Genomic DNA, 18,335 nt, shown 5'->3' with positions numbered 1-18,335 from the left:
GACACGGCGTGCCGTGTCCGCTGGTTTTGTCAGAGGTTTCTGTACACACACCAGCGCTCCCGAACCGCATCAGGTTTCTGTGTTTATTGTAGCACATTTCCCGAGGAACGTCAAATGAATGCCAATGCATCCGAATCAATTATCTTCTAAAGCCTCCCCTGAAAGGGGAGGGGGACCGCCGATAGGCGGTGGAGAGGTTTTTTCGTAAAATTTTTTATGATGTTTTCGGTATTAAGTGGGGAAACCCCTCAGTCAGTGCTACGCACTGCCAGCTCTTACCGAGCGGTCCCCTTTTGTCACTTCGTGACATTTCCCCATTCCATGGGGAATCACCCCTTTCAGGGGAGCCTCATTTGTCAAACCTCATAATTTTGCACAACTTAAATCGGCATATTTTTGAAAATTGATTTCCGTGTCCAAAAGGAAACAGCGCCCGTCCCCAAGGGGGACAGACGCTGTTAGAATGATAAATTTACCGGAATTTATGCGTTGGCTTTTTTCTTGGTCTTTACCGGAGCAAGAACGGAGATGCCACGCTTTTTCTGCCACCATACCCACAGGCTGGGAACGAAGCAGATGGAGTTGTAAGTACCCATTGCGATGCCCACCATCATGGGAACGGAGAAGCTCAGGATGGAATCCAGACCCATAACCAGAGAAACAATGGTCACGATCAGCATGGAGCTGAATGTGGTGACGGAGGTCCGGATGCTTCGGCGCAGGGACTGAGAGGAACTGATGTTGACCAGATCCTCGATCTGCATGCCGGGGAGCAGTGTCTGGTTCTCACGGATACGGTCGTAGATGATGATCGTATCGTTGATGGCATAGCCCAGCAGCGTCAGGATGACTGCCATGAAGTTGGAGTCGATCTCGAAGCCGATGAGCACAACGCTGCCGTAGGTGACCACCAGTGTGGAGAGCAGTCCCAGTACGGCGCACACGCCGGCGGACCAGCCGCTGATCTGCTTGAACCGGAAGGCGATGTAAACGATCAGGATCAGTGCTGCAAATGCTGCTGCAACGAGGCACTTGGCGAAGAACTCGCCGCCGGAACGTGCGTCAACGTCGTTGGAGTCCAGCAGTTCCAGCTGGCTGTCCGGATACAGTTCCTGGATCTTGTCGGTAACCTCTGCCTGCCGTTCTACGGTCAGACCCTCGTTGGAGCTGAAGGAGAGGGACAGGGTGTGGGCGTTGCCCTCCAGGCTCTCGCCCTCCTGTGCGTTGACCGCAGAGCCGACCAGAGCAGTCAGCTCCTTTTCCAGCTTGGACTCGTCCATGTCGCCCATATAGCTGTAGGTGATGATGGTACCGCCCTTGAATTCCAGCGCAATGTCCACGCCGGTGAAGGTGGAGAGCAGCGAGATGACGATCAATGCGAGGGAGATGATGAAAAAGATCTTCGCCTTGCCGCAGAAGTTGCGGACCTTGACGTCCACGTCGTATTTCTTTCCCTCTTTTTCCGGATTAGTCTGCTTTGACATGGATATCACCTCCGTAAAGCTTTTTGTTCTGGAAGCACTTGAAGCCAGACAGCGACATGGTCAGGAGTCTTGCAGCCAGTACGCCCATGATAAAGTTCATGATCAGACCGGTCATCAGCGTGAAGCCGAAGGAGTAGATAACGCCCTCGGTGGTTGCGCCGAAGAAGAAGAAGATCTTGTTGAACAGTTTTGCCCAGATGCTGCTGGGAACGCCGAATGCGCCCATGAGGACGATGGCAACAATGATACCGGTGAGGTTGCCGTCGAAGATGGCGCTGAACGCACGGTGATAACCGGACTGCAGTGCAGTGTCCAGCGTCTTGCCCTTGCGCAGCTCCTCACGGATACGCTCGCCGGTGATGATATTGGCATCAACACCCATGCCCACGGAGAGGATGATACCCGCAATGCCGGGGATCGTCAGCGTGCTGCTGGACATGAAGCCGAACCAGCCCGAAACTGCTGCCAGCATGCCGGCAACCTGTCCGATCAGGGTGATGGAAGCAACCACACCCAGCAGGCGGTACAGAACGATCATGTAGATGACGATGCATGCCAGCGTGATGATGCCGGCGATGATCATGGCGTTCAGCGCACCCTCGCCCATGGTCGGGGAGATGGTCTTGAAGCTTGTGGTTTCCAGCGAGAACGGCAGTGCGCCGGCGTTGATCTTGTCTGCCAGCTCCTTGGCGCTCTCGTAGGTGAAGTTGCCGGTAATGGTGGCCTTGCCATCTGAGATCACGGCGCTGACAGAGGGCGCAGAGATCATGGTGTTGTCCATCCAGATGGAGATCTGACCCTTGGACTGGTACAGTTCCGAGGTTGCCTCATAGAACTTTTCCTTACCGCTGTCGTTCAGGTTCAGGGTGACCATATAGGTGTATTCCTTGGTGGAGTCGTCTTGTGTGGCACCGGTTCCGGCGCTCTCCACGTCGGCACCCGTCAGAACGATCTCGCCGGCGGGAACGGTGTCGCCGTTGTCGTCATAGGCGGTGTCGGTGCCCTTGCGGAATGTCAGCTCGGCGGTTTCGCCCAGCTCCTTGACCGCAGCTTCCGGATCGAAGTTCGTTTCGCCTGCCTGCCAGGGGAAGCGGACGATAATGCGGTTGCTCTTGTAGTCCAGATACGTTTCGCTGTCGCTGATGTTCTGGTTTGCCAGACGGAGCTTGATGGTCTCCAGCGCAGCGTCCATTTGTTCCTTCGTTGCATCTACGTCGTCTGCCGGTTCAAAGGTAACGTCTACACCGCCTTGGATGTCGATGCCCAGACGGATATCGTCGACCCCGTGAACATAGGTGGTCACGATGTCGCCGTACTGGGAGTGCACGCCAAAGAGGGTGGTGAGGGTGAACAGGGCGATGACGGCAAATACGATGAAGAAAACGGGTTTTTTCACTTTTCTCACGATTTAGCCTCCTGTGGTGCGGCGGCTGTCTGTCCCAGCGCCGCAAAATATGTGTGCTTGCGTGTGCATGGCGGCAGTGCAGGGGACGAGCCTCTGCGGCAGCATGCACGACTGACAATTACTTATTATTATATGCTAAAATTCGCAATTAGTCAATAGCCGCGGCAAAACTTGTACAACATTGCCGATTTGAAAGATTTAAATTCGGCGAGGTCTCCAAATTTCCGGGGAAAACTTTCCCCGCCGGCGTTGCAATCCCGCTGTCCTTATGATATAATGGTATCATATCCTGTGCAACACAAAGAGAAGGAGCTTTGCAAATGGTACATTTCGGAAACGACTGGGACACCATCTTAGACGGCGAGTTCGCCAAGACCTATTATCAGAACCTGCGGAAATTCCTCATGGAGGAATACCGGAACTATACGATCTACCCCGGCATGTATGACATCTTCAACGCCCTGAAATACACCCCCTATGCCAAGGTGCGGGCGGTGATTCTGGGGCAGGATCCCTACCACAACCCCAATCAGGCGCACGGGCTCAGCTTTTCCGTGCGGAAAGGCGTGGCTCCGCCGCCGTCGCTGGTGAACATCTTCAAGGAGATCAAGGACGATGTGGGCATCGACAACACCGGCAAGCACGGCGAGCTGACCAACTGGGCAAAGCACGGCGTGCTGCTGCTGAACACGGTGCTGACGGTGCGTGCCGGACAGGCGAATTCCCACAAGGGCAAGGGCTGGGAGCAGTTCACAGACGATGTCATCCGGCTGCTGGACCAGCGGGAAGAACCGGTGGTGTTCCTGCTCTGGGGCAACAACGCCAAGGCAAAGAAAGCCCTGATCCAGCACCCCCAGCATCTGGTGCTGACTGCCGCACACCCCAGCCCTCTGTCCGCCTATCATGGCTTCTTCGGCTGCAAGCATTTCTCCAAGGCAAACGCCTTCCTGCGAGAACACGGGCTGCCGGAGATCGACTGGAGCATCTGACATGGCATATTTCTATCGCTGGCAGTACTGCGACATGGATTTTCTGCGGCACTGTCTGAAACAATACAGCCTGCTGCTGGAGAAGATCCCATCGGCGATTCTCACGGAGGAAACCACGGGAACGCAGATGTTCGTCACAGGATACTTCTCCGACTGCATCAAGCGGTGTGATGACGGATTCGACGATTACACCATGACGGCACTTTTGCCGGAAGGGACAGCCTCTGTCACGCTGCAAGGAAATGGGTGGACGATTCGCCGTCTTTCCACCCGCTACCACGGCAAGTATGCGGCACTGCTTCCGGAAATAGCAGCCTATTACTTTTCCAAAGCCGGCAGACAGCGACGGCGGGATACGGAACAGGCTCTGGGAAGCCGCTGCTTCGCATTTTTCGATTATGCGTACAACAGAATGTTGGAAACGCAGTTTCTCCGGCACGATTTTCGCTGGGTGGGCGGCGAAATTCCCTCTGTCAATCATTTGAAAACGCTCTCCGACGCTGCCGACCTGACTGAGGCACTGGGGCAATTCCGGCGGGAAGAATATGGCAGGCGAAAGAAGCACGATCTCTCCCATGCAAAGCTTTGCACTTTCTTGGAAACTCAGTTTGGAATACTATATTTTGAAAATCGGTCTGCTTCGTACCTGTTGCAGCCGGTTTCCGGCGGTTTTTCCGCAGATGACGGCAGCACGGAAAGCTGGCTGCTGTGGAGATGCAACCGGCTGCTGGGCGGCATTGCCCTTACAGCAGAGCGAAAAGTGTGCCGCCTGTTTGGAACTGACGAAAACGATCGGCAGCAGGTACTGGCGGCATACTTCTGTTTCTGCCGGCAAAAGGGGATTCTCTTTTCCGGAGAGATGCAGCTGTGCCAGCCGGAATACCCCGAACCGCTGGGGAAAGATTTCCTGCCGTGGAAGTGGGAGTCCGGCAAGGTCACGCCGCAGCTGCTGCAAACCATAGCCGACCAACTGCGGCAATGTGCTCCGGAACAAGCTGCGGACTGGTGCTGGCTGCTGGGGACACGGCTGGTATTTACTGTGCTGCCGCTGGCAAAAAAAGCATTGGCAGCACTGCCCCAGCCGGAGCAGGATGCCTTTTTCGTACAGTCCCCATTCCATGGGGAATCACCCCTTTCAGGGGAGCCTCATTTGTTGCACTTTATGCTTTTACGCAATCTAAACCAGCATATTTTGGGGATTAGTTTCGTTCCTGTATCTGAATGTGAAATTCCAGCGCAGAGAGCACCTCGCTCCAGTCGTGGCTGGTGTAGAAGCGATGGCACTGGCTCCGCAGACACGCCTCCAGCCCCAGCACATCCGCTTGTGCCTGCCGCACGGATTCGTCAATGGCGGTGCTGCAAAGGGCAGCGATGCGTTCCTGTGCGGCGGAAAAGTCGCCCTCCCCACGGAGCTGAATCTGGACGGTGATGTCAGCGTGGTCGCCGTGAGCCGCCGCTGCCAGCCGTGTGGAGGCAGATTGAATGCGGTACGTCTGCCGGTTTGCCGTGGCGATTTGTGCGGGGAAATTGTCCCCACGAATCCAGCAGAGACCGGCAGCAGCATCGGCGGAGAGGATGCTGCGGCGGGTTTTCGGGGTGAGAATTGCTGCTGTGAAGCCATTCTCCATGAACGTGGGAACCAGCGCCGTCTGACTGGTGCTGTCCATCTCCCGCAGGATGCCGAAAAGATTGGTTTTGGGCAGCACGCCGTTCTCCTCCGCACGGCGCAGCTGTTCGCCCAGCTGGCTGGTGTCCGTGTTGTCGAGGACGGTGCCGGCGGGCAGCAGCAGGACGTGACAGGAGGGCGAGAGCCGGTATTGTGTCATAAGGGAATCCAGCGTCCCGCTGAACGCCGCCTCGTGGTAGGCGATCAATTCCAAGTGCCCCAGAAACAGTGCCTTTCCCAGCGGAATCGCCGCCTGTTCCAGCGCTGTCTCCAAGGTGCTGCCGGTGCCGGAGGATACGGCAGATTCGGCGGAAAAGTCGTGGAGATGGACGGTCGGTTCGGCGATGCGGGACAGTTCTATCCCTTGGACGTAGGCACGATCCCGCACCTGCGTGGCACCGCAGCCGGTCAGCAGTAGTGCGCCGGTCAGAAACATGGGGAGAACGAGAAAACGCTTGTGTGTCATGGGTTTTTTCCTCCAAATTTTTGTCGGAGCAGCAGTCCGAGGGGAATCAGGCTGGTGAAGAGCACCATTGCGGCGATCTGCCACACGGCGGAGATGGAGAAGTGTGCGGCAGCTGCGGAGATGGCAAGCATCCCGCCGAGGCAGATGGTGCTGGCGTATTGCAGGCGGGGCAGCAGCCGGGCGAGGCATCTTGCGGCAAACACGGTGAACAGCGTGATGCGCAGCACGCACAGCATGACGAAAATCACCAGATAGAGGGCATCGGCACGCTGGGTGCTGAACGGCTGGGAAACGGAGATGGTGGAGAAAAAGGGCAGCGGCGAATGCGCCATGCGATCGCCAAGCACCGCCATGCCAAGCAGCGCCAGAAAGGCGAAGAGCCCCAGCTTTCCCGCCAGAAACTGCAGCGTGCTCCGAACCCGCCTGTGTGCCATTTGGTCGAAGAGCAGCAGGAGGAGGGGCAGTTCGTCGGCGCACGCCATCTCCCGGAGAAAACCACGGAAGATGGTGTCGTCCGTGGAAAGGGAGAGGTTCTGCGGCTCTGCCTGCGGAACTGCGCCCAGCAGGAGTACCGCCAGCGCAAACAGTAGCAGCCCCAGAATCAGCGTGCTGCTTCTCGCCAGCGCACGGATGCCCAGCGACGCCGTGTAGATGCACACCAGCGCAATCAGGGCAGCAGCGAAAAATTTGCCGGAGACCGGAAGCGTCAGCGCATCGGAGGCACGCTGGAGCCGTACAAAGGACACGCCGCCACGTACCAGCAGATAGCCCAGCAGCAGCGTCGAGAGCAGCCGGTGTTTTACGTCGCCGTCAGAGAGGGAGAAGCCCTGCCGGTACAGCAGGAAAATCGGCACGCACAACAGAAACTGGACTGCCACGGCAATGCCTGTGCCGAAGATGCCCTCCATCGTCCACGAGGCGGTCTGGCACAAAATGGTAAAGGCGGCGGAGAGAAAGAGCATGGCAGACAGTTGGCTGGAGCGCAGACTATTCATGATATTCCTCCACAGTGAAATTTCCGGACTGCATCTTGCGGAAGCTGACACGGGTCAGGGTGTCCCGCAGCCCCTTGCGGTAGAGCGGTGCAACGGGTGCCATAATGGGGAAGCCGAAGCTCTCGCCGGCGCAGAGATTGAAGAGCACGGCTGCCCCCAGCAGGCTGATGCCGAATAGCCCCCAGATGCCGCCGGCAAATAGAAAGGCAAGGCGGAGCAGCGTGATGCTGGTGTTCAGGTCGGGAATGACAAAACCGCTGATGACGGCAATGGCGGTGACGGTCAGCATGGGGGTGCTGATGAGTCCGGAAGAAACGGCGGCGTCACCGATGATGAGTCCGGCGACAATGCTCACAGCTCCGCCCACCGCCTTTGGCAGACGCAGTCCCGCCTCCCGAATCATTTCGTACACCAGAAGTACGCCCACCGTTTCCGCCGTGAGGGAGAGGGGCGCATTTTGCTCCGCATCCGCCAGAATCAGCAGCAGCGTGCGGTTGAGCAGCTCCGGATGGTGCAGCGCCACGGCGAGATAGAGGGACGGCAGAAGCACCGCCACCAGAAAGGCAGCGTACTTGATCCAGCGAATAAAGGTGGTGTACACCGGATGGTAACAGTAGTCGTCCATGGTCTGGAAGCTCTCGCAGAACAGCTTGGGAATCACCAGCGCAAAGGGCGTTCCGTCGATGAGCAGTCCCACACGTCCCTCCAGCAATTTGGCACAGAGCACGTCCGGCCGCTGCGTCGTTCCCACCGTGTTGAAAAAGCAGCCCCGCCGGTTTTCCAGAAAGGGCTGGACATAGCCGGAGGAGAGAATGGATTCCAGCTCCATGGTGTCCAGACGGGCTTTGATGCGCTGGATCAGCTTTTTGGGAACACGGTCTGCCATATAGCAAAGACACAGGTCGGTCTGGCTCTTGCTGCCTTTGACGAACAGCTCCAGCTTGAGCTGCGGCGATTTCATGCGCCGGCGCAGGAGGGACATGTTGACCCGCACCACTTCAATGAAGCCGTCCTTTGCGCCCATGATGTTGTTCTCGCCGGTGGGCTCGCTGACGCTGCGCTTGTCGTAGCCCTGTACGCCGAATACCAGCGCCTTGTCTGCGCCCTCCAGAATCAGGACGGCGAAGCCGGAGTTGAGGAAGCGAAAGAGATCGGCGTAGGTCGCTGCCTCGGCACGGTCGATGGAGAAGAGCCGCCGGTTCCGGATGTAGGCGAAGAGCTTGGCGGCGGTGGGCTGTTCCAGCTGGATTTGTGTGATGGGGTTGAGAATCAGCTCCGTAATCATGGCGGTGGAGAGCATGCCCTCGCAGCAGAGGAGGGCAGCGGGGAGTCCGCTGAGGAAAAACTCGTTGACCAGCAGGTCAGAAGAGCCATCGGCAATGGTGCGGATTTGTGTGAGATTTTCCGGAAATCGGGGGCGGATGGGCTGGCGGAGCAGCTGTTCCAGATGGTTTTCTTTCATGGCAGTTCCTTTCTTGGCTGGATGACCTGTTCTCACAGGATAGCATTCCCGCCGGCTGAAAAAAGATGCACAGAAATGCTTTTTTGTTTTCCGGTGTGTGGATTCTGCGAAAAAAATGCGGAAACAATTGCAATTTCTTTTGGGATATGCTATACTAGAAACGATATCTGTCAGGATATGACGAAAAAGAAAATTTTTTTAGAAAAAGGGAGAAGGCTTATGCGGGGAAAAACCATCAGACAGTCTGCCGGACTGTTGAGTGCAGCGGTGCTGCTCCTTGGCGCACTGACGGGATGCGGCGGTACCAAGGCAATCGGCGAGAGCGAGGCAGTTCCGGCAGATGCGCCGGCTGCTGCTACGGCGGGAGGCGAACTCACATCCGGCGAGAACACCGGCGACACTGCTGCGGACGGTGCAACTTCCATTCATGTGGTGGCAGTGGGAGACAATCTGGTGCAGGAGTGCGTCTATAACAGCGCCAAGGCACACGCCGAAAACGGAGAGGAATACAACTTCGACTATTGCTATGACAATGTGAAGGGGCTGATTGACGGCGACCTGAACATCATCAATCAGGAGGTGCTGATCTGCAACGGGGACTATGAGATCACCGGCAGAGATTTCAACTTCAATGCGCCCATGCCGCTGGGCGATGAGGTCATCGACATGGGATTCAACATCATCACCCTGTGCAACAACCACCTGCTGGACAAGGGTGTGGGCGGTCTGACCTCCTGTCTGGACTACTGGGATGCCCAGTGCGCCAAGCATCCGGACATCCTGACATACGGGGCGTATCGGGACTATGTGGACATGCAGCACATCCGCACCAAGGAGGTCAATGGAAAAACAGTGGCGTTTCTGGGCTATGCGGAGAACCTGAACGGCTATTCCATTCCCGCCAACTGCGAGCTGGAGGTGGCGTTCACCACGCAGGACGATCTGATCCAGAAGCAGATCGAGGAGGCGAAGCAGATCGCTGATGTGGTCGTTGTCACCTGCCACTGGGGCGATGAGGACACCTATACTGTGCGGGACGGCGTGAAGGCGACGGCGCAGAAGATCATCAACTGGGGTGCGGATGTCATCATCGGCACACATCCTCACGTGGCGCAGACTATGGAGTATCTGACCCGTGACGACGGCACGCAGGGCTTTGTCTTTTATTCGCTGGGGAACTTTATCTCCGCCCAGACCGACAACTTCAACCTGATCAGCGAGCTGGCAGACTTTCAGCTGGTGGTGCAGCCGGACGGCATGGTGACGGTGGAGGACGTGCAGGTCTCGCCCATCATCACCCACTATGAGGGCTCGAACCTGTCCAACCTGCGCCTGTACCCCTACAGCATGTATAACGACGAGCTGGCTGCCCAGCATGGTCTGCCGTACTGCGTGTCCAGCACCGGTCCGGACTACCAGATCTGGAACATGGCGAAGATCAAGGAAATGTTCGACACCTCTGTACCGGAACAGTTCCGGAAGTATGACTGAGGAGAACGGGAATGCGAATCAAATGGAAGGGAAATTTTGACGGCAATGTGGAACACCTGCCGCACGGAGAGCACAAGCCCAATGCGGTGAAGTTCAAAGAAATTGACAACATAAAAAAGTTGGGGCTGATTTTGAATTTGCTTTCCGTTCCGCTTTTGGCAGTAACATATGCCATCGTACTGCTACGTGGCGGTTTTGATGTGATCGTGGAGCATTTTTACGTATATTGGGCAGGAATTCTGGTCGCACTTGCCTGTCTGATTCCCCATGAGTTTATTCACGCCATTTGCTGCCGGAAAGAGGCGTATATCTACGCCAATCTGAAAAACGGGCTGCTGTTCGTGGTTGCGCCGGAAGATATGAGCAAGAGCCGTTTCGTTGTGATGAGCCTGATGCCGAATCTGGTGTTCGGGTTTGTGCCGTTTCTGCTGTATCTGATTTTTCCGCAGCTGGGATTTCTGGGGGTACTGGGAGCAACTTCCATCCCTATGGGCATCGGGGACTATTACAATGTCATCAATGCTTTGATACAGATGCCCAAGGGGGCAAGAACGTACCTTTATGGCTTCCACTCCTACTGGTATCTGCCGGAAAATTCAAATGACGTGCGTCAGACAAAATGAAAACGGAAAACTGGTACAGTTCGAGCGCTGTACCAGTTTTTGTTTGGCTATTGCAAATATGCCATGGGGTCGAGATATTCTCCGCTCCTGCGGATCTCCAGATGCAGATGGGAGTCCTGCGAGCTCTCAATATCGGCGGTATTTCCCGCTGTTCCCAGCTTCTGTCCGCTCTGGACGGCATCGCCCTCCCGCACTTCCAGAGAACCGTCCAACCCGCAGTACCGGCTGGTTACGCCGTTGTCGTGGTCGATGGTGACGGTATAGCCCCACAGCGCATCGTTGCAGACACTGGACACCGTGCCGATGTCGATGGCGTATACATCCGAACCGGCTTCACAGGCAAGATCCACACCGTTGTGCGTCTGCCATGTACCGGTGGTCTCCGATTTTACCAGCTCGCCGGCACTGAACGGTGTCAGCACCGTGTATTCCGTCAGGGGTGCAGTCAGGTGATGCGCCGGCGCTTCTGCCTCCGGCTGTGTTTCAGGGGCATCGGTGAGCGCCTCGGTTTCCGCCTGCGTTTCTGCCTGCGTCTGTGCTGCTGCGGACGTGACGGTCTGTGTTTCCTTGGCGACGTCGGTTTTGACGCCGATGACCGGCGCCTGAATCTGATCCGTGACGGCAGCCGTGGGCAGTTCTGCAATTTCCGTGAGGGAATTCAGATTTTCCTCTAGCGTGCTGCTGGTCTGCCGGTACGCAAAGAAACAGGCTGCGCCGATCATGGCAAGGCTGATGCCAAGCGCCGTGTAGAATCCGCGGAATCGTGCGGCGCTGTGTTTTGCTTGGTTTTTCATACAAACCACCTCCGCCCTTATTCTGCTCCGCCGGTAAATATTTATACGCATCCCTTGCAAATTTCCGGAAAGTGAGATATAATAAAAAGACAAAACAAAAGACAGCACCAGACGTTGTCCGCAATTTTTATGCAGTGCTGTCCCAAAAGGAGTGTTTGTATGAAACGGTTGATCCCCTATATGAAGGGATACTGGAAGGAGTGCATTCTGGGGCCGGTGTTCAAGCTGCTGGAAGCCATCTTCGAACTGATCGTTCCGCTGGTCACTGCCAAAATCATTGACGTTGGTATTGCCAATCGGGATGCGGGCTACATCTGGAAGATGGGCGGCGTGATGCTGATTCTGGCGGCGTGCGGCTTGTGCTTTGCGGTGATCTGCCAGTACTTTGCCGCAAAGTGCGCCTACGGATTCGGCACGGCGCTGCGGCGGGAGCTGTATCATCACGTGAACACGCTCTCCCACAGCGAGATTGACCGGCTTGGAACGGCGTCTTTGATTACCCGAATCACCAGCGACACCAACACGGTGCAGTCCGGTCTGAACATGATGATCCGCCTTGCCACACGCTGCCCGTTCCTGATCATCGGTGCGGCAATCATGGCAATGCGCATTGATCTGAAGCTGTCCGTCATTTTCCTCATCGCCATTCCGGTGATCGGGATTCTGCTCTATTCCGTGACAAGCTGGACGATTCCCCAGTACGGAAAGAACCAGAGCAAGCTGGACAACATCGCCCGCCACACACGGGAGAATCTGGACGGCGTGCGTGTCATTCGTGCGTTTTCCAGACAGCAGGAGGAGATCGGCTCCTATCGGGAGGACTGCGATGTCTTTGCCCGCCGCTCCATCATCGTGGGACGGGTGGGCTCTATTCTCAACCCAGCCTCGTTCTTTATCATGAACATGGGAATCGTCGCTGTGCTCTGGTTTGGCGGCATTCGTGTGGATACAGGACACCTGACGCAGGGCGAACTGACCGCTTTCGTCAACTATATGACGCAGATCGCACTCTCCATGGTGCGAATGGCGGAATTGCTCGTTTCTTTTAATAAGGCGGCGGCATCTGCCAAGCGTATCTCGGACGTTCTGGCGGAGGAGCCGGATATCCGAAGCGGCAGCCTGAACGCAACCGAAAAGGAACAGGTTCCGGTGCTGACTTTCGACCACGTCACCTTTGCCTATCCGGACGGCGGCGAACCGGCACTGCACGACATCAGCTTTTCTCTGAATGCCGGTGAAACGCTGGGCATCATCGGCGGTACCGGCAGCGGCAAGAGTACCATCATTAATCTGATTCCCCGCTTCTATGACGTCACCGAGGGCAGCGTGCAGCTGTACGGCGAGGACGTGCGGAAGTACACGCTGGACTCTCTCCGTGACCTGATTGGCGTCGTACCGCAGAAAGCCTCGCTGGTCAGCGGCACCATTGCGGACAACCTTCGCTGGGGCAACGCTGACGCAGATGAGAACCAGATGATCGAGGCGTGTCAGATCGCACAGGCGTGGGAGTTCGTCAGCCAGACGGAAAACGGCTTGCAGACACCGGTGGCGCAGGGCGGCAGAAGCCTGTCCGGCGGACAGAAACAGCGCCTGACCATTGCCCGTGCCATTACCGGCAAGCCTTCTGTGCTGATTCTGGACGACAGCATGAGTGCACTGGACTATGCCACAGATCTGGCGCTGCGCCGTGCGCTTCAGACGAAGATGCAGAACGTCACCAAGATCATTGTGTCTCAGCGTGCCACTTCCATTCAGCATGCAGATCACATTCTGGTCATGGACGACGGCTTCTGCGTGGGCTATGGCACTCATGACCAGCTGTTGGAACACTGTCCGGTGTATGCGGATATCTACCGCACCCAGATGCAGTAAGGAGGGAAGAGGCATATGTTTTCTGTCATTCGGCGTATTTTATCCTATGCAAAGTCCTGCCGGAAAGAAGTGGTGGGAATGCTGTTCTTTGCCCTCATCGGAACGGGGCTCTCCCTGTTTGTGCCGGTGCTCATCGGTAAGGCAGTGGACTGCGTGGCGGGGACGCACAAGGTAGATTTCCCCGCCCTCGGAAAGGTTGCCATCGTTCTGGCGGCAACCATTGCCGTCAGCGCCCTGTTCCAGTGGCTGATGGCGCTTTGCACCAACCGCCTTGCCGCCAATACCATTCGTGAGCTGCGCTGCGATCTCTTCACCCATTTGCAGCACGTCCCCCTAAGTTATCTGGATCGGCAGACACGGGGCGACCTGATTGGCCGTGCCGTGTCCGACATGGAGATCATCTCGGACGGCTTTTTACAGGCGTTCACCCAGTTTATCACGGGAATCTTCACCATTCTGGGAACGCTGGTGTTCATGCTGACCATCAACATCCCCATCACCATTCTGGTGGTGATTCTGACACCGCTCTCGCTGCTGGTGGCTGCGAAGCTGACGCAGATGTCCCGTTCCTCCTACCTGAAATCCTCTGAGGCACGTGGTGCGCTGGGCGGACTCACCGAGGAGATGATCGGTTCGCAGAAGGTTGTGAAAGCGTTCAACTATGAGGCACGGGCGGAGAAGCGCTTCAACGAATACAATCTGGAATTGCAGCGCACCGGTGCCAGGGCAACGTTCTTTGGTTCGCTCGCCAACCCCAGCACCCGATTCGTCAACGCCCTGATCTATGCGGCAGTCGGCATCTGCGGCGCACTGGCGGCAACGGGAAATGTGCCCCTCATCGGCACCATCACCGTCGGTCAGCTGGCAAGCTTCCTCACCTTTGCCAATCAGTATACCAAACCGTTCAATGAGATCAGCGGCGTTGTGGCGGAACTGCAAAATGCCGTGGCATCTGCCAAGCGTGTATTCGATGCCATCGACGAACCGGTGGAATCGGACGACAGCCATCTTCCGACGCTGCAAAACTGCGACGGCACCATGGAACTGTCCCACGTGAAGTTCTCCTATGTGCCCTCCCGTCCGCTGATTACGGACTTCAACCTCAAGGTGCGCAACGGGCAGAAGATTGCCATTGTCGGCCCCACCGGCTGCGGAAAGACGACGCTTATCAATCTGCTGCTGCGGTTCTACGATGTGGACGGCGGCACGATCTCCGTCACAGGGCAGAACATCAGTAAGGTGACACGGGACAGCCTGCGTGCCTGCTACGGCATGGTGCTACAGGAAACGTGGCTCTTCACCGGTACGGTTGCGGAGAACATCGCCTATAGCCGACCTGATGCCACACGGGAGGAGATCGAAGCGGCTGCCAAGGCTGCCTATGCCGACGGCTTTATCCGCCGTTTGCCCAAGGGGTACGACACCGTGCTCACCGAGGACGGCAGCGGACTCTCACAGGGACAGAAGCAGCTGCTCTGTATCGCCCGTATCATGCTGACAGACCCGCCGTTCCTGATTCTGGATGAAGCGACCAGCAGCATCGACCTGCGCACAGAACAGCGCATTCAGAAGGCATTCGAAAAGCTGATGGCTGGAAAGAGCAGCTTTATCATCGCCCACCGGCTTTCTACCATTAAGAGTGCGGACTGGATTCTGGTGATGAATCACGGCGATATCATGGAGCAGGGCACGCACGAAACGCTGATGGCACAGCAGGGCTTCTATGCAAAGCTGTACCAGAGCCAGTTTGCAGATGCCGAGGCCGAGGCTGCGGAAGCGTAATGTAATCAGGAAATGAATTTTTAGCGCAGGCGGACGGAAAATTTTCTGTCCGCCTGTTTTGCGTCTGGACAGGACGGGGCAGATGTGGTATGATATCATATGGAAACAATCGAGTGCTTTTAGAAAGGAATATCACACAATGTCAAAAATACAGGAAGTAACACAGGCGCTGCGAAACAGCATTTCGCAGGTGATTCTGGGCAAGGAGGATGTGGTGGACAAGCTGCTTGCAGCGCTGCTCTGCGGCGGGCACGTGCTCCTTAACGACATTCCCGGAACGGGAAAGACCACGCTGGCACGAACACTGGCGCAGTCCATGGAGGCGACATTCCGGCGCATCCAGTTTACGCCGGATCTGATGCCGTCCGATCTGGTGGGAGTCAGCATTTTTGATCCGGCGGAGAAGCGCTTTGTCTTTCGGGAGGGTGCTGTGTTCACCCAGATTTTGCTGGCGGACGAGATCAACCGTGCCACACCACGCACCCAGTCCGCACTGCTGGAGTGCATGGAGGAGCATCAGGTTACCGTGGACGGCACCACGCACCCCCTGGATGCGCTGTTCTTTGTCATTGCCACCCAGAACCCGGTGGAGATGGAAGGAACATTTCCGCTGCCGGAGGCGCAGCTGGATCGCTTTCTGCTGTGTCTCTCCCTCGGTTATCCGGAGCGGGAGCAGGAGCTGGCGCTGCTGTCCCGTCCCATGACCATGCCAGTGCCTGTGCCGGTGATCTCGGCGCAGCAGATCGTGGCAGCACGCAGGGAACTGGAACAGGTGGCGGTTTCCCGTGCGGTGCAGGAATATCTGGCGGATCTGACGCAGGCATCCCGTCAGCATCCGCAGGTGCAGCTGGGACTGAGCACCCGTGGCATGCTGGACTTGCTGCGGGTTTCCAAGGCGTTTGCAGCCATGCAGGGGCGCAGCTATGTCATCCCCGACGACATCAAGCATCTGGCAGCGGACAGCATGGCGCACCGGATGCAGGTGCAGGGGAACGTCTGGACGGAGCAAAGCGCCGTATGCCGTCAGGTGGTGCAGGAGCTGCTGGAACAGGTGCCGGTGCCAAAGGAAACTGCATGGAACTGTTAGTGGGAATCGGTCTAATCCTGCTGGTGCTCTTTGCCGAGATCGGACTGTATCAGAAATATGGGCTTCGTGGGCTGTCCTACCGCTGTCAGTTCTCCGATGCCCACGCCACAGAGGGCGAAACGGTTTCCTTTACCGAAACCGTGACCAACGACAAGGCGCTGCCCATTCCGTGGATGAAGGCGGAGCTGACCCTGTCGCCGTGGCTGGACTTTCCGGAGTCCCACAGCACGGTAAGCGGTTCCACCCGATTTGTCACGGGATTTTTCTCGGTGCGTGGCCACGCCAGGGTCAGCCGTGTCTGGCAGGTGACCTGTGAAAAGCGTGGCGTATATGCGGTGGAGCATGTGGTGCTGGTGACGGCGGACTTGCTGGGAGCGGTGCGGCTCTCCCTTCCGGCGGAGGAACTGGGCGGAACGCTGACGGTGTTTCCCAGGCGGTTTTGCAGCGCCGGACTGCTGCTGCCCAAGTGCTTCCGTATGGGAATGGGAGAGCGTCCCGTGGCGCAGAGCATTTTCTCCGATCCGTTTCTGACGGCGGGCATCCGTCCCTATGCGGCGGGGGATGCATGGAACCAGATACATTGGAAGGCGTCGGCACACGCCGGAACGCTTCTGGTGCGCAAGCAGGAGCCGACGGCACAGAAAACCATGACCATTCTGCTGTGTCTGGAAACCCATCCGGCGGATGCCGGCAGAATGACACAGGATGCGCCATTGCAGGAGCACACCATCCGTGTGTGCGCCCAGTGTCTTTGGGAGGCGCTGCAGCAGGGGCGGTCTGTCCGGCTCTGTATCGGCGAATCGGGGGAAAACGGCAGCGGAATCCGCACCCGGTACGGCACCGGCGCATCCATGTACCGGCAGAGCATGGCGCTTCTGGCGCAGCTCCGGCTGGAATCGCTGCTGTCCATGCCGAAGCTGCTGGCACAGGGCGCACCGTCCGGTTGGGGGGAGCAGCTGCTTCTGGTCACGCCGTATAGCGATGCGTCTGTTGCCGCATGGAAACAGCGGACGCACGGCGCTGTGGCAGTCACGGGGAACGCCAGAGATCTGGCGCACTGTGCGGACTGTCTGGTGCCGGAATTTTCGGAGGGAGGAACGAACGCATGAACGGACGAACAGCCCTGCATCTGGCATTGATCGCATCGCTGACGGCGTGCGCCTATCCTCTGACGGCGCTGCTCTGCGTGTGGGACGGCAAACCTGCCGGTCTGTCTGCGTGGGGCATGGCTGGACTTCTGGCACTGCTGCTCTGGCTGGGACTGGGCGGGATTCTGCTGGTGTGCCGCACCTACTACCGCCATCCCAGATGGGTGAACAGTGCGCTGTGGACGCTTTCTGCACTGGCGGGTGTTGGCGCTGCATTTCTGGCGCCGCTGGATACGGTTTTCTTTCGGATCCTGCTGGGCGCTGCTGCTGCCGGCGCATTCTTTGGCGGCACTCGTCTGCTCTTTCTCCCGCCGGAAACGCTGGCGCATCCCTATGTCTTTGCCGGCGTTTGCACGTGGGAGGTGGCTGCCGGACTGCTGCTCCGCCTGCACTGTCCCAATGCCTCCGGTTTGCCGCATGTGCTGCTTCTGGCGGGACAGAGTGCGGTCTTTGCGGCAGCACACAATCAGGAGGCGCTCCGGCGTGTTCTGCACGGCAGAGATGGAGAGGAGTGGGAGCTGCCACGGGAGGTGCAGCGCCGAAACCGGCTGCTCATGGGTGCTTTGTTTGGCATCGGGGGACTCCTGCTCCTGTGCAGCAAACCGGCTGCCCACGGCGTGCGCTGGCTCCTTACGAAAATTTTGACAGTGCTCTGGGCGGCATTGCGGTGGTTTCTCAACTGCTTTTCCGGCAACGGCACTTCGGAGGAGTCCTCGGAAGTTGCGGAGGAAGCGGGTGAACTGGCGCAGCAGTCGGCGCCCTGGTGGAGCACGTGGCTCTCCACGTTCTTCTGGATTCTGTGCTGGGCGGCGATTGTTGCGGTGCTGGTCTGGAAACGGCGGGAGGTCTGGCAGGCAGTCCGGCGCTTTTGGTATCATCTGCGCAGCTGGTTTCTGGCGCACTGGAACGCCCATCCCGTGGAGGAATCCGACGACGGCGCATACTGTGATTATGTGGAAAATTTACAAGTGGGAGAGGCTGCGTTCTCCCGTTCGGCGCCGGGAAATTCCAGACGGCAGTGGCGGCACGCCTACCGCAGATACAGCCGCATGGCACCGGACGGGGAGAAGT

The 18,335-nt window shown here is 57.5% G+C and carries 14 protein-coding genes; 9 read left to right on the top strand and 5 right to left on the bottom strand.

Annotated features, from left to right (window positions below):
• Positions 1–482 precede the first annotated feature (482 nt).
• Together secF and secD are read right to left on the bottom strand one after the other, a co-directional pair.
• On the bottom strand, positions 483–1,484 hold the full coding sequence (gene secF, locus QZL66_RS01665; RefSeq protein WP_022410032.1) for a protein translocase subunit SecF: 1,002 nt from the start codon (positions 1,482–1,484) through the stop codon (positions 483–485).
• Positions 1,468–2,889, bottom strand: a complete 1,422-nt coding sequence (gene secD / locus QZL66_RS01660; RefSeq protein ID WP_022410031.1) for a preprotein translocase subunit SecD — start codon at positions 2,887–2,889, stop codon at positions 1,468–1,470. Before secD ends, secF begins: the two co-directional genes overlap by 17 nt.
• A 320-nt stretch (positions 2,890–3,209) precedes the next feature.
• Here secD and QZL66_RS01655 point away from each other — a divergent pair, with 320 nt between their 5' ends.
• Both QZL66_RS01655 and QZL66_RS01650 read left to right on the top strand, forming a co-directional pair.
• The gene (locus tag QZL66_RS01655; RefSeq protein WP_022410030.1) at positions 3,210–3,878 is read left to right on the top strand and encodes a uracil-DNA glycosylase; all 669 of its coding nucleotides are present in this window, start codon (positions 3,210–3,212) and stop codon (positions 3,876–3,878) included.
• Position 3,879: 1 nt separating this feature from the next.
• Entirely contained in the window at positions 3,880–5,307 is a 1,428-nt protein-coding gene (locus QZL66_RS01650; RefSeq protein ID WP_293601762.1) for a hypothetical protein, read from the top strand.
• A 699-nt stretch (positions 5,308–6,006) separates the two neighbouring features.
• Here the strand turns inward: QZL66_RS01650 and QZL66_RS01645 are convergent.
• Together QZL66_RS01645 and QZL66_RS01640 are read right to left on the bottom strand one after the other, a co-directional pair.
• Positions 6,007–7,005 carry a GerAB/ArcD/ProY family transporter gene (locus QZL66_RS01645; RefSeq protein WP_022410027.1) on the bottom strand — a complete coding sequence of 333 codons (999 nt, stop codon included), beginning with the start codon at positions 7,003–7,005 and terminating at the stop codon, positions 6,007–6,009.
• The gene (locus QZL66_RS01640; RefSeq protein WP_022410026.1) at positions 6,998–8,467 is read right to left on the bottom strand and encodes a spore germination protein; all 1,470 of its coding nucleotides are present in this window, start codon (positions 8,465–8,467) and stop codon (positions 6,998–7,000) included. Before QZL66_RS01640 ends, QZL66_RS01645 begins: the two co-directional genes overlap by 8 nt.
• A 219-nt stretch (positions 8,468–8,686) precedes the next feature.
• On the opposite strand from QZL66_RS01640, the gene QZL66_RS01635 reads away from it, so the two are divergent.
• Together QZL66_RS01635 and QZL66_RS01630 are read left to right on the top strand one after the other, a co-directional pair.
• On the top strand, positions 8,687–9,958 hold the full coding sequence (locus QZL66_RS01635; RefSeq protein WP_022410025.1) for a CapA family protein: 1,272 nt from the start codon (positions 8,687–8,689) through the stop codon (positions 9,956–9,958).
• 11 nt (positions 9,959–9,969) lie between these two features.
• The gene (locus QZL66_RS01630) at positions 9,970–10,581 is read left to right on the top strand and encodes a DUF3267 domain-containing protein (protein ID WP_022410024.1); all 612 of its coding nucleotides are present in this window, start codon (positions 9,970–9,972) and stop codon (positions 10,579–10,581) included.
• Positions 10,582–10,628: 47 nt separating this feature from the next.
• On the opposite strand, the gene QZL66_RS01625 is transcribed toward QZL66_RS01630, so the two are convergent.
• Positions 10,629–11,375, bottom strand: a complete 747-nt coding sequence (locus QZL66_RS01625; RefSeq protein WP_022410023.1) for a M23 family metallopeptidase — start codon at positions 11,373–11,375, stop codon at positions 10,629–10,631.
• 159 nt (positions 11,376–11,534) lie between these two features.
• Between QZL66_RS01625 and QZL66_RS01620 the strand changes: the two genes are divergently transcribed.
• The 5 genes from QZL66_RS01620 to QZL66_RS01600 all read left to right on the top strand — a co-directional run.
• Complete coding sequence (locus QZL66_RS01620) at positions 11,535–13,247, top strand: ABC transporter ATP-binding protein (RefSeq protein WP_022410022.1); 1,713 nt, start codon at positions 11,535–11,537, stop codon at positions 13,245–13,247.
• A gap of 15 nt (positions 13,248–13,262) precedes the next feature.
• Positions 13,263–15,029, top strand: a complete 1,767-nt coding sequence (locus QZL66_RS01615; RefSeq protein WP_022410021.1) for an ABC transporter ATP-binding protein — start codon at positions 13,263–13,265, stop codon at positions 15,027–15,029.
• 139 nt (positions 15,030–15,168) lie between these two features.
• The gene (locus QZL66_RS01610; RefSeq protein WP_022410020.1) at positions 15,169–16,116 is read left to right on the top strand and encodes an AAA family ATPase; all 948 of its coding nucleotides are present in this window, start codon (positions 15,169–15,171) and stop codon (positions 16,114–16,116) included.
• Positions 16,104–17,225, top strand: a complete 1,122-nt coding sequence (locus QZL66_RS01605; protein ID WP_022410019.1) for a DUF58 domain-containing protein — start codon at positions 16,104–16,106, stop codon at positions 17,223–17,225. Before QZL66_RS01610 ends, QZL66_RS01605 begins: the two co-directional genes overlap by 13 nt.
• The coding region (locus QZL66_RS01600; protein WP_293601761.1) for a hypothetical protein at positions 17,222–18,335 on the top strand (1,114 nt) is incomplete at its 3' end. The genes QZL66_RS01605 and QZL66_RS01600, both read left to right, overlap by 4 nt.

It is taken from the genome of Ruminococcus sp. CAG:330 (genome assembly GCF_000437175.1).
Classification (GTDB): Bacteria; Bacillota; Clostridia; order Oscillospirales; family Ruminococcaceae; genus Ruminococcus_C.
This window is presented reverse-complemented; position numbering and strand designations above follow the sequence as displayed.

Bases quoted from the DNA above. Each gene is read 5' to 3' on its own strand.
- QZL66_RS01645 (WP_022410027.1), bottom strand. From the start codon at position 7,005: ATGAATAGTCTGCGCTCCAGCCAACTGTCTGCCATGCTCTTTCTCTCC.
- QZL66_RS01630 (WP_022410024.1), top strand. From the start codon at position 9,970: ATGCGAATCAAATGGAAGGGAAATTTTGACGGCAATGTGGAACACCTG.
- QZL66_RS01620 (WP_022410022.1), top strand. From the start codon at position 11,535: ATGAAACGGTTGATCCCCTATATGAAGGGATACTGGAAGGAGTGCATT.
- QZL66_RS01615 (WP_022410021.1), top strand. From the start codon at position 13,263: ATGTTTTCTGTCATTCGGCGTATTTTATCCTATGCAAAGTCCTGCCGG.
- QZL66_RS01650 (WP_293601762.1), top strand. From the start codon at position 3,880: ATGGCATATTTCTATCGCTGGCAGTACTGCGACATGGATTTTCTGCGG.
- QZL66_RS01635 (WP_022410025.1), top strand. From the start codon at position 8,687: ATGCGGGGAAAAACCATCAGACAGTCTGCCGGACTGTTGAGTGCAGCG.
- secF (WP_022410032.1), bottom strand. From the start codon at position 1,484: ATGTCAAAGCAGACTAATCCGGAAAAAGAGGGAAAGAAATACGACGTG.
- QZL66_RS01610 (WP_022410020.1), top strand. From the start codon at position 15,169: ATGTCAAAAATACAGGAAGTAACACAGGCGCTGCGAAACAGCATTTCG.
- QZL66_RS01605 (WP_022410019.1), top strand. From the start codon at position 16,104: ATGGAACTGTTAGTGGGAATCGGTCTAATCCTGCTGGTGCTCTTTGCC.
- QZL66_RS01640 (WP_022410026.1), bottom strand. From the start codon at position 8,467: ATGAAAGAAAACCATCTGGAACAGCTGCTCCGCCAGCCCATCCGCCCC.
- QZL66_RS01655 (WP_022410030.1), top strand. From the start codon at position 3,210: ATGGTACATTTCGGAAACGACTGGGACACCATCTTAGACGGCGAGTTC.
- QZL66_RS01625 (WP_022410023.1), bottom strand. From the start codon at position 11,375: ATGAAAAACCAAGCAAAACACAGCGCCGCACGATTCCGCGGATTCTAC.